The following is a 10,330-nucleotide window of genomic DNA, read 5'->3' on the forward strand; positions in this document are numbered from 1 at the left end:
CAGCGGCGCTTGCGAACCTTGATCCGGCAACGGACCAGGGCGAGCGAGGAGGACACATGACGGCGTTGGTGGCGGTCTCGAGTCACCTGCCGGAGACGGTGGCCGTCGCGGACCTGCAGGAGTCCTTGGGCCTCGACGAGCAGCAGGTGCGCCGGTTCACCCGGCTCTACGGCCTGGACCGGATCTGCAAGACCGACCTGTCCGAGGCGGAGCTGCTGATCGCGGCGGCGGAGAAGCTGGACGGGCTGCGCGGCCAGGAGGAGCGGGTCCGCTACCTCATCCGCGCCAAGGGCATGCGCACCACCGCGCCCTACCCGATCAGCCCGCTGCACGAGATCCGCGAGGCGCTGAACCTCCGGCACGCCACGACGCTCGCGGTCGCCGACCACGGCTGCGCCACCGGCCTGCTCGCCATGGACGTGGCCGGCACGCTGCTGGCCGCCGACGGCGACCCGGACGCGCTGGCGCTGATCCTGGCCGGTGACAAGACGTTCACCCCGTTCAACCAGTGGGTGCGCGACACGTCGATCATGGGCGAGGGCATGGCCGCGATCCTGGTGGCCGCCGACGGCGACCGCGACCTGGTGCGCGGCTACGCCAGCCACATCCACGGCCGCGACGACGGCGTGATCGACATGACCCCGGAGATCGCCAAGGACGCGCGCCGCATCTACCAGGACACCCTGGCCGAGATCATCGGCGCGGCCACCGAGGAGGCGGGCATCGGTGTCACCGACCTCGACCTGGTGCTGCCGCACAACGTCAACCGCGTGTCGTGGACGGTCGCGGCGAAGAACCTGGGCCTGCCCAACGACCGGTTCTTCCTGGACAACGTGGGCCGGACCGGCCACTGCTTCTGCGCCGACCCGTTCATCAACTACCAGACGGTGACCGAGCTCGGCTTGCTCAAGCCGGGCGACAAGTACCTGATGACGGCCGTGGGCCTGGGTCAGACGTTCGCCGCGATGGTCCTGGAGCACTGAGATGTCCCGGAGCGCAGACATGGACGAACCCGACTTCACCCGCAGGCTCAAGACGGCGCTGCTCGGCACACCGGACGCCTCCCTCGCGTTCCTCGGCAACTTCGAGGTGGAGGAGCGCTGGGCGCTGGGCGAGCACACCCTGCCCCGGCTGTCGGCCGAGAGCGGCGCGGCCGTGGTCAACCACATGGACGAGTTCGCGCTGCTGCTGGCGGGCGGCGACGACCACGTCGTGCTCAAGGCCGCGCCCGACCCGGTCTACCTGGCCTACCTCACCGACCTGGGCATCGACCTGCCGACCGTGCACGTGGTGGCCGACTCCGACCCCCGCCGCACGGTCACCGCCGACGCCCTCGCCGACCCGGCCACCCTCGCCGCGTTGGCCGGGCTCGCGGAACGCGGCGTGCGGCTGACCGCGCACGGCGTGTCCGACCTGGAGGTCGAGCTCGCCGAGCGCACCGGCATGGCGCTGGCCGCACCGGACGCCGCGACGTGCAAAGCGGTCAACAGCAAGGTCTACAGCAGGCGCGCGGCCGACGAGCTGGGCCTGCGCCAACCCACCGGGTGGGCCTGCGAGACGGTGGACGAGCTGCGCGAGGCGTTCGACCGGGCACGTCCGCTGGTCGCGGAGGGCCGCAAGGTCGTGGTGAAGGAGGCGTTGGGCGTCTCCGGCAAGGGCATCGCCGTGCTGGAGAGCGAACGCCGGATGGACCGGCTGCTCGGCATGGTCGCCAAGCAGGTGGAGAAGTCCGGGCAGCCCCGGGTCGCGTTCGCGGTCGAGGAGTGGGTCGCCAAGCGCGCCGACCTCAACTACCAGTTCACCGTGGCACGTGACGGCGACGTGCGGTTCGACTTCGTCAAGGAGCTGCACACCGAGGGCGGCGTCCACAAGGGACACCGGATGCCCGCCCGGCTCTCCACCGGCCAGGTCGCCGAGCTCACCGAGACCGCGCACCGCCTGGGCAAGAAGCTCGCCGCGGACGGCTACTTCGGCGTGGTCGGCGTGGACGCGATGGTCGACCCCGACGACGGGCTCTACCCGGTCATCGAGATCAACGCCCGCAACAACATGTCCACCTACCAGGCCCGCGTGCAGGAGCGGTTCGTCGGCGCCGGGCAGATCGCGCTGGCGCGGCACTACCCCGTGCGGCTGCACCACCGGTTGCCGTTCGCCGAGGTCCGCGACCTGCTGCGCGGCCTGCTGCTCGACCGGGCCGGCGGCACCGGCCTGCTGGTCAACAACTTCGCCACGGTCAACGCGGGCCACCGCACCGACTCGGCGTTCGACGGGCGGCTCTACGGCCTGCTCGTCGCGTCGTCGGAGGAACGGCTGCGCGACGTGGACGACGACATCACCGCCCGATTGGAGACGCGACCGTGAGCGCTGAGTTCGAGGTCCAGGGCATCGGGATCACCGAGATCGCCGAGCGGTACGGCACCCCGCTGTACCTCTACGACGGCGACGAGCTGGAGTCCCGGGTGGACGGGCTCAAGGAGCTGATGCACCCGCGGCTGGAGTTCTTCTTCTCCCTCAAGTCGAACCCCAACATCGGCGTGCTGTCCGTGCTGCACGCACGCGGCGCCCGCGCCGAGGTCTCGTCCATGGTCGAGCTGGTCACCGCGCGCCGAGCGGGCGTCGACCCGGCCGACATCATCTTCCTCGGTCCGGGCAAGAGCGCCGACGAGCTGGCCGCCTGCCTGGACGAGGGCGTCTACGCGATCGTGTGCGAGTCGTTCGGCGAGCTGGCGCTGATCGACGAGTTCGCCGGGCTGCGCGGGCTGCGCGCCCCGGTCGCGCTGCGGGTCAACCCGAGCTTCTCGGTGAAGGGCTCCGGCCTCACCATGGGCGGCAAGCCGCGCCAGTTCGGCATCGACGAGTCCCAGCTGTTCGCGTCCGAGGACCTGGTGGCACGGCACCCGAACGTCCGGTTCATGGGCGTGCAGGTCTACATGGGCACCCGCATCCTGTCCGAGGAGGCGGTCGCCGAGAACACCGAGCGGATCTTCGAGCTGGCCGACCGGCTGGCCGACCACCTCGGCATCCCGCTGGACCTGGTCGACATCGGCGGCGGCCTCGGCGTGGCCTACTTCGACGGCGAGCGCGACCTCGACCTCGGCCTGCTCGCGGCCAGGGTGAACCCGATCATCGAGGAGTTCGCCGACCGGCACCCCGGCACGCGGCTGGTGATGGAGCTCGGCCGCTACCTCACCGCCACGTCCGGCACGTACGTCGTGCGGGTGCGGTACGTGAAGGAGTCGATGGGGGAGCGGTTCGCGGTGGCCGACGGCGGCACCAACCACCACATGGCGGCGGTGGGCATCGGCTCGTTCGTCAAGCGGAACTTCCCCATGCGGGTGCTCAACCGCGTGGACGAGCCCGCCACCGAGAGCTGGCACGTCACCGGCCCGCTGTGCACGCCCAACGACACCCTCGGCAAGAAGGTCGACCTGCCGCCCGTGCGGCCCGGCGACCTCGTCGGTGTGCTGCGCTCCGGCGCGTACGGCCCGACCGCCTCGCCGGTGCTGTTCCTCAGCCACGGCTACCCGGCGGAAGTGCTCGTCCACGGCGGCCGCGCGCACCTGGTGCGCTCCCGCGACGAGACCGAGGACCTGCTGCGCCACCAACACCTCCCCGACCGCGCCGCCGCCAAGGCACTCACCGAAGGAACCGCATCATGAGCGAATCCACCACCGTCGCCCCGCGCGAGCGGATCGTCGGCGCCATCACCGCCGTCCTGGCCCAGGTGCTGGACTACGAGCTGCCGGAGCTGACCGAGCAGTCGCGGCTGTTCGACGAGCTCGGCCTGGACTCGACCGGCGTCTTCGAGCTGCTGATGCAGCTGGAGGAGGCGCTGGAGGTCGAGTTCGACACCGACAACCTGGAGATGGCGCACTTCGAGACGGTCCGCTCGCTGGCCGACTTCGTCGCCGCGGAAATGGACCGCTAGCCGTGTACCGGACCACGGCGCCGACCCTGTCGGGGCAGACCTCGGCCGGGGGCACGTCGTCCCGGCCGGACGCGCGGACGTTGGGCGTGGCGCGGGTCGTGCGGACCCGGGCCACCCCCGACCGCGCGCTCGACGACGAGTTCTCGTCGCGCCACTTCGCCGACCTCACCTCCGGGTTCGGCGTCGCGGTGCGGCCGGACCTGCTCGCCTCGCCGGGCACCACGTTCACCGCGCTGACGCGGTCGCTGCACCACGCGCTGGAGCCACTGGGGCCGGTGGAGCTGGCGATCGTGGCCCACGCGACGCCCGACCTGGACTGCCGGCTGGCCGCGGCGACGTACCTGGCCGAGGCCGTGCCCGGCCGGCCGCTGTCGTTCTCGCTGTCCGACGTCGGCCGGTGCGCGCCGTTCGCGGCGTTGCGGATCGCGTCCGACTACGCGGTGCGGCACGGCTACTCGCGTGCGCTGGTGGTGATCGCCGACCAGGCCACGCTGCCGTACGAGGTGGACGACCGGCCGGCCGGCGACGCCGGGGTGGCGTTGCTGCTGGAGCCGGGCGGCGCGCCGGTGTCGGTGGTGCACACGCCCGGTGTGTCGACCGCCGACCTGCCCGGTGCGATCACCGCCGGGCTGGCGTCGCTGGTCGGCGAGGACGAGCGGGTGGCGGTGGTCGCGGGCGCCGGGATCGACCCGGAGCTGGTGCGGCACGGCGGCACCGTGCGGTCCGCGCCGGCCGGGTACCCGTGCACCGCGCTGTGGGAGGGGCTGGCCGAGTCGCTGGGCCGGGTGGTGCTCGTGGAGCACGACGCGGCGACCGGTGACCTGGGGATCGCTGTGGTGGGGGAGGCCCGGTGACCACGTCGGTGCGGTTGGGTGCGGACCAGCTGTCGCGCTGCCACCTGGCGGCGCGGGAGGAGGGGCTCGCGCCCGCGTTGACGGTGCTGGGCTCGCTCGTGCTGCCCGGCGTGCTGCCGAGCGGCCCGGGTGGGCACGCGGTCGTGCCGCAGGAGGTCGCGGCGTCGGCGAACCGGGTGTGGCTGGACGGTGTCGTGGTGGACCGGTCGTTGCTCGACGAGTCCACTGTGGATACGATCGAGCTGCCCGGTGGCGCGGTCGTGCTGCTGCGGGGGTTGGGTACACGATCGGGTGAAGTCGGCCGGGAAATGTACGGAAACACCGTTCCCGTACCTCGGTTGAGAGAATCGGACGCCGAAACCAGCCCCGGCACGTCCGACCAGCGCTCCGCCTGGGCCCTGGGCCTGGTGTGGCTGCGGCTCGGGCTGTCGGAGGCGCTGCGCGAGACGTGCATGCGCTACCTGAACGGCCGGCGCACCGGCTCCACCACCCTGCTCCAGCAGCAGATGGTGAAGGCGACCGTGGCCGACGGGCTGATCGAGCACCTGGAGGTGCGCGCGGTGCTGACCGGCGTGGACGCCGGTGGGCTGCCGGGCGTGCTCCTGGCCCACCTGCACGCCCGGATCACCGCGGCCGACCGGTGGCTAGTGAACCTGCTCGGCGCGAGCGGCTACCTGGTCGGCGGGCCGGGACAGGTGGCGCACGTGTCGGAGCTGGTGGCCGAGGCGTACGTGACGGCCCAGGGCGCCGACGCCGTCGACGCGCGGCCCGAGGGCGTCGAGCCGTGAGCGGGCTGGAGGGGCGGCTGGTCGCGCTGCGCGACCAGGTGCGCGAGTGGGGCGCGGACTTCCGCCGCCTCGGCCTCGCCCTGGACCGCGACCCCGAGCTGATCCGCGCGCACTTCGACCTGCCCGCGGTGCGGTACCTGTCGACGATGGGCATCCCGCCGGAGTACGGCAACGTGCCCATCCCCATCGGGGGCAACCGGTTCTACGGCACGCTGGCCCTCGAACGCGCGATCATCATGGAGGAGCTGGCCTGCGCCGACGTCGGCATGCTGGTCGCCTCGCCCGGCCCGCTGCTGGCCGGGGTCCTGGTCGACCTGCTCGCCGACCACGAGCAGAAGGAGTGGTTCTACGGGCGGATGCTGGCCGAGCCGCTGTGGACGTTCTTCGCGCTGACCGAGCCCGACCGCGGGTCGGACGCGGGCGGCCTGACCTCGACGTTGACCCCGGTCGACGGCGGCGCGGTGCTGGCGGGCGAGAAGCGGTACGTCGGCAACGCGTGCCGGGCGCAGCTCGGGGTCGTGTTCGCGCGCGTCGGCTCCGGACCGCTGGGCATCAACGCGGTGCTGGTGGAGACCCCCGCGCCGGGGTTCTCGGCGACCGCGCTGCCGAGCCTCGGCCTGCGCGGCGCGCGGATCAGCGCGATCACGCTGGACGACGTGCACGTGCCCGCGTCCCGGTTCGTCGGACGGCACCTCTCGCCGTCACGGCGGGGCATGTGGGCGTTCGTGCAGACGTTCAACCTGCTCCGGCCGGGTGTCGCGGCGATCGCGCTGGGCATCGCACGGGCGGCCCACGAGTACGTGGTCGAGCACCGCACCACGTTGCGGCGCGACGAACGCGACCGGCTGGACGAGCTGGGCAGGCGGATCACCGCGGCACGCGCCCTCGTGCACCTGGCCGCCCGGGCGGTCGACGCCCGCACGTCCGACGGCTACCTGGCGTCCGCCGCCAAGGCGCGCGCGTCCCGGCTCGCCCTCGACGCCACCCGCGCGGCCTGCGGGTTCTTCGGTGTCGGCGCCCGCTTCGACCACCCGCAGCTGGACAAGCTGGTGCGCGACGCACGCGGCCTGGAGTTCATCGAGGGCACGTCGAACATGCAGAAGCTGAACCTGTTCCAGGGCCTGTTCACCGGGAAGCTGGACCGGGACGACCCGTTCCGGGTGGGCGTCGGCTCACCGCGCTGAACCCCGCGAGCCACCGCCCCACCCCGGCGGCGGACCGCAGTCGCACCCACGGCACCCCGGCGCGCGCCAGGCGGTCCGGGTACTCGGCGAGGTGGCGGCGCCGGGCCCGCACCGCCCACGCCACCACCGAGTCCCGGCCGACCAGGAAGTCCAGCCGTTCCCGGTTGCCGTTCCACAGCACGGTCCGGCGCACGATCCGGGTCGTGCTGCGGCGCACCAGCCGCGGCAGGGCCACCCACAGCGGCAGGTCCAGCCACACGATCAGGTCGGCCCGGTGCCACAGCACGTCCGCGGTCAGGGCGGCGAGGTTGCCGTCGACCACCCACGCGGGCCCTTCGGTGGCCGCCGCGAGCCGCGCCCGGAACTCGTCGTCCGGCGGCGTGGTCCAGTCCGGTCCGTGCTGGATGGCGTCCAGCTCGACGTGCGGGCCGTCGACCACGCGGGCCAGTTGCCGCGCCAAGGTCGACTTGCCCGCCCCGCTCACCCCGAGGACGACGATGCGGCGTGGGGTCATGCGGAGGCCTCCTGCGGATCCGGACCGGACCTCGCAGATCTACCAGCTCCCCCGACCCGGCGGCCACCGCTTTCCCACGAGGCGGTGGCCGCCGGGCCGCCCGCGCACGGACCCGCCCGTGCACGGCGACGAGCCCACCGGGTCGGGGACCGGTGGGCTCGTCTTTCCCGGGGAGGGAAGTCCTACTTGCCGTGCAGCTGCTTGAGGTACTCGTACGTGGTGGGCAGCGTGCTCATCAGTTCCTTCTGCGTCTGCTTGATCTGCGCGAACACCGCCTCGGCCGAGTCGAGCACCTCGGGCCGCGCGGCCAGCGCCGGCAGCGTGTGGTCGGGCAGGTACTCCAGCCCGGCGAAGATGCAGTAGTAGTTGGAGTTGTTCCAGAAGTTGCGGAACTCCGCCTCGAAGTTCGCGTAGTAGGTCGACTCGTCGGTGATCGGCATGTTGACCGCGAGACCGGCCTTGTACATGCGGACCTTCTCCTTGAAGTCGTCCGCCAGCTCCAGCTCCTTGCACGCCTGCCAGAACGGCGTGTCGTTGCGGGGCGCGAAGCTGAAGTGCCCCTGCACGAAGTCGCGGGAGTCGTCGAACATCGTCTCGATCTCCGCGTTGAAGCGGTCCTGCAGGATCGAGTCGAAGTTCTTGTCCGGGAAGTGCTTCGCCAGCTGGAACAGCGCCGCGTAGATGAAGTAGATGCCGGTCGACTCCAGCGGCTCCAGGAAGCACGACGCCAGGCCGATCGAGACCACGTTCTTGACCCACGCCCGGCGGTTGCGGCCGACGCGGAACTTCACCTGGTTCAGCGGGGTGTTCTCCGGGTCCAGGCCCCACATGTTGCAGAACTCCAGCGTGGCGTCGTCGCGCGACTGGAACCGGCTGGAGAAGACGTAACCGCTGCCGAAGCGGCCCAGCATCGGGATCTTCCACGTCCAGCCCGAGGACATGGCGATCGCGCCGGTGTAGGGCTCGACGCCGTCGACCGCGTCGTCGTGGGGGACCTGGGCGGCGACCGCGCTGTCGTTGAGCAGGTGGTCGCTCATGTCCAGGAACGGCTCCTTCATGGCCTGGTTGATGAGCAGGCCGCGGAAGCCGGAGCAGTCGATGAAGAGGTCGCCCTCCAGGACGCGCCCGGTCTCGGTCTTCAGCGCCGACACGTGGCCGCGCTGGTCGATGACCGCCTCGACCATCTTGTCCTGCACGTGGATCGCGCCCTGCTTGGTGGTCGCGAAGCGGCGCAGGAAGTCGGCGACCAGGTTCGCGTCGAAGTGCCACGCGTAGTTGGTCCACTTGGTGCCGTCCATGAACCGCGGCGACAGGTTCTGGTCCATGATCGGGGGCTCGCGGTAGCAGGCGTAGTCGAACGGCTCGTCGGTCTGGCCGGTGAGCTTCTTGTGCGCCCAGTAGTGCGACAGCGGCTGGTTCTCGTGGTTGGGCAGCAGGCCGAACAGGTGGTAGTAGTGGTCGGTCGTGCCCTGGTACGGGCGGCCGTTCGCCTCACCGACACCCGGCGTGCGCCAGTTGGTGAACTTGATGCCCATCTTGAAGCTGGCGTTGCACTCCCGCATCCAGTCCTCCTCGGCGATGCCGAGGAAGTCGAAGAACGTCTTGTGCAGGTTCGGCACGGTGGCCTCGCCGACGCCGATCTTGGGGATGGCGGGCGCTTCCAGCACGGTGATGGTCACGGCCGGCCCGAGCGCCTTGCCGAGGTACGACGCGGCCATCCAGCCCGCGGTGCCGCCACCGAGCACCACGACCTTCTTGATCCTACGATCTTCCATCGAGGTTTGTCCTCCCGTCATGATCACGACAAAAGCCGTCGGAACCGACGTTCGTCGCAGTGCTGCCGGTGTTCGAAGGGCGAGTGCCCGAGATTCTCGTGTCGGGACAACCTGAACCCAAATAGCTATGGAAGTTCTATATCGGCTGCCGTCAGTGTCGTGTCAGCGGCTTGTCAGCCGTGTTCGCCAACATGTGGTGGTGACCGCTGCCCGGCTGGGTCGGCGCTGGTCCTCAGGCCTGAACGAGAAAGGGGCGGTAACGTGGCACCTGCCTTCGCGGTGATTTCCGGCGCTCAGGTGAACCAGGTATTGCGAGGGCGCGAGAAGCACGTTCTCGAACTCATCGAGGCCGCCTACCGATGGCACGGTGAAGGTGACACGGTCAATCCGCCGTCCTATTTCCTGCGGTTCCCCGAAGACCCCTCGTCGCGGATCATCGCGTTGCCCGCGTCCATCGGCGGCGACATCGGCGTGCACGGGATGAAGTGGATCTCCAGCTTCCCCGCGAACGTGGCCGCGGGCCTGCCGCGCGCGTCCGCCGTGCTGATCCTCAACGACCGCGAGACCGGCTACCCGATCGCCTGCCTGGAGAGCTCCATCGTCAGCGCGGTGCGCACCGCCGCGTCGGCCGCCCTGGCCGCCGACTGGCTCAGCCGCGACCGCACCCGGCCGACCAGGGTCGGGTTCGTCGGCACCGGCCTGATCGCCCGCTACATCCACACCTACCTGACCGCCACCGGGTGGAGCTTCGACGAGGTCGGCGTGCACGACCTGAGCGCCGACTCCGCGAACGGCTTCCGCGAGTACGCCGAGGCATCCGGTGACGGCCCGGTGCGGGTCCACGACAGCGCGGAGAGCCTGATCCGGGACAGCGACCTGGTCGTGTTCGCGACCGTCGCGGGCACGCCCCACGTCACCGACCCGACGTGGTTCGCCCACAACCCGCTGGTGCTGCACGTGTCGTTGCGCGACCTGTCACCCGAGGTGATCCTCGCCTCCACCAACCTGGTGGACGACGTCGAGCACTGCCTGAAGGCCAACACCTCGCCGCACCTGGCCGAACAGCTCACCGGCAACCGCGAGTTCCTGTCCGGCACCTTGTACGACGTCATGACCGGCGCGGTGACGCCACCGGCGGACCGGCCGCTGGTGTTCTCCCCGTTCGGCCTCGGCGTGCTGGACCTGGCGGTCGGCAAGCACGTCTACGACGAGGTGTCGCGGGCGGGCGAGCTGGCCGTGGTCCCGGACTTCTTCTTCGACCTCGACCGCTACGGCAAGCGCTGAGCC

At 71.1% G+C, this 10,330-nt stretch carries 10 protein-coding genes; 8 read left to right on the forward strand and 2 right to left on the reverse strand.

The features are described 5' to 3' along the window. Positions 1–56 precede the first annotated feature (56 nt). The 7 genes from AB0K14_RS05655 to AB0K14_RS05685 are packed head-to-tail and all read left to right on the forward strand — an operon-like array spanning position 57 to position 6,754. Entirely contained in the window at positions 57–983 is a 927-nt protein-coding gene (locus tag AB0K14_RS05655) for a 3-oxoacyl-[acyl-carrier-protein] synthase III C-terminal domain-containing protein (protein WP_360447824.1), read from the forward strand. Position 984: 1 nt separating this feature from the next. Next, on the forward strand, positions 985–2,361 hold the full coding sequence (locus tag AB0K14_RS05660; RefSeq protein ID WP_360447826.1) for an ATP-grasp domain-containing protein: 1,377 nt from the start codon (positions 985–987) through the stop codon (positions 2,359–2,361). Continuing rightward, on the forward strand, positions 2,358–3,659 hold the full coding sequence (locus AB0K14_RS05665) for a type III PLP-dependent enzyme (RefSeq protein WP_360447828.1): 1,302 nt from the start codon (positions 2,358–2,360) through the stop codon (positions 3,657–3,659). Before AB0K14_RS05660 ends, AB0K14_RS05665 begins: the two co-directional genes overlap by 4 nt. After that, entirely contained in the window at positions 3,656–3,928 is a 273-nt protein-coding gene (locus AB0K14_RS05670) for an acyl carrier protein (protein ID WP_360447830.1), read from the forward strand. The genes AB0K14_RS05665 and AB0K14_RS05670 overlap by 4 nt, the downstream gene beginning before the upstream one ends. Positions 3,929–3,930: 2 nt before the next feature. Then, the gene (locus AB0K14_RS05675; RefSeq protein WP_360447832.1) at positions 3,931–4,782 is read left to right on the forward strand and encodes a hypothetical protein; all 852 of its coding nucleotides are present in this window, start codon (positions 3,931–3,933) and stop codon (positions 4,780–4,782) included. Further along, positions 4,779–5,570, forward strand: coding sequence for a DUF2786 domain-containing protein (locus tag AB0K14_RS05680; protein WP_360447834.1), 792 nt, complete (start codon positions 4,779–4,781; stop codon positions 5,568–5,570). Before AB0K14_RS05675 ends, AB0K14_RS05680 begins: the two co-directional genes overlap by 4 nt. Beyond that, entirely contained in the window at positions 5,567–6,754 is a 1,188-nt protein-coding gene (locus tag AB0K14_RS05685; RefSeq protein ID WP_360447836.1) for an acyl-CoA dehydrogenase family protein, read from the forward strand. The genes AB0K14_RS05680 and AB0K14_RS05685 overlap by 4 nt, the downstream gene beginning before the upstream one ends. Here the strand turns inward: AB0K14_RS05685 and AB0K14_RS05690 are convergent. Both AB0K14_RS05690 and AB0K14_RS05695 read right to left on the reverse strand, forming a co-directional pair. Beyond that, on the reverse strand, positions 6,696–7,268 hold the full coding sequence (locus tag AB0K14_RS05690) for an adenylate kinase (protein WP_360447838.1): 573 nt from the start codon (positions 7,266–7,268) through the stop codon (positions 6,696–6,698). The genes AB0K14_RS05685 and AB0K14_RS05690 overlap by 59 nt on opposite strands. A gap of 182 nt (positions 7,269–7,450) precedes the next feature. Next, positions 7,451–9,043 carry a tryptophan halogenase family protein gene (locus tag AB0K14_RS05695; protein WP_360447840.1) on the reverse strand — a complete coding sequence of 531 codons (1,593 nt, stop codon included), beginning with the start codon at positions 9,041–9,043 and terminating at the stop codon, positions 7,451–7,453. 261 nt (positions 9,044–9,304) lie between these two features. Between AB0K14_RS05695 and sbnB the strand changes: the two genes are divergently transcribed. Continuing rightward, the gene (sbnB, locus tag AB0K14_RS05700) at positions 9,305–10,327 is read left to right on the forward strand and encodes a 2,3-diaminopropionate biosynthesis protein SbnB (protein ID WP_360447842.1); all 1,023 of its coding nucleotides are present in this window, start codon (positions 9,305–9,307) and stop codon (positions 10,325–10,327) included. Positions 10,328–10,330 lie beyond the last annotated feature (3 nt).

Origin of the sequence: Actinosynnema sp. NPDC050801, from assembly GCF_040673975.1 — a bacterium.
GTDB lineage: Bacteria > Actinomycetota > Actinomycetes > Mycobacteriales > Pseudonocardiaceae > Actinosynnema.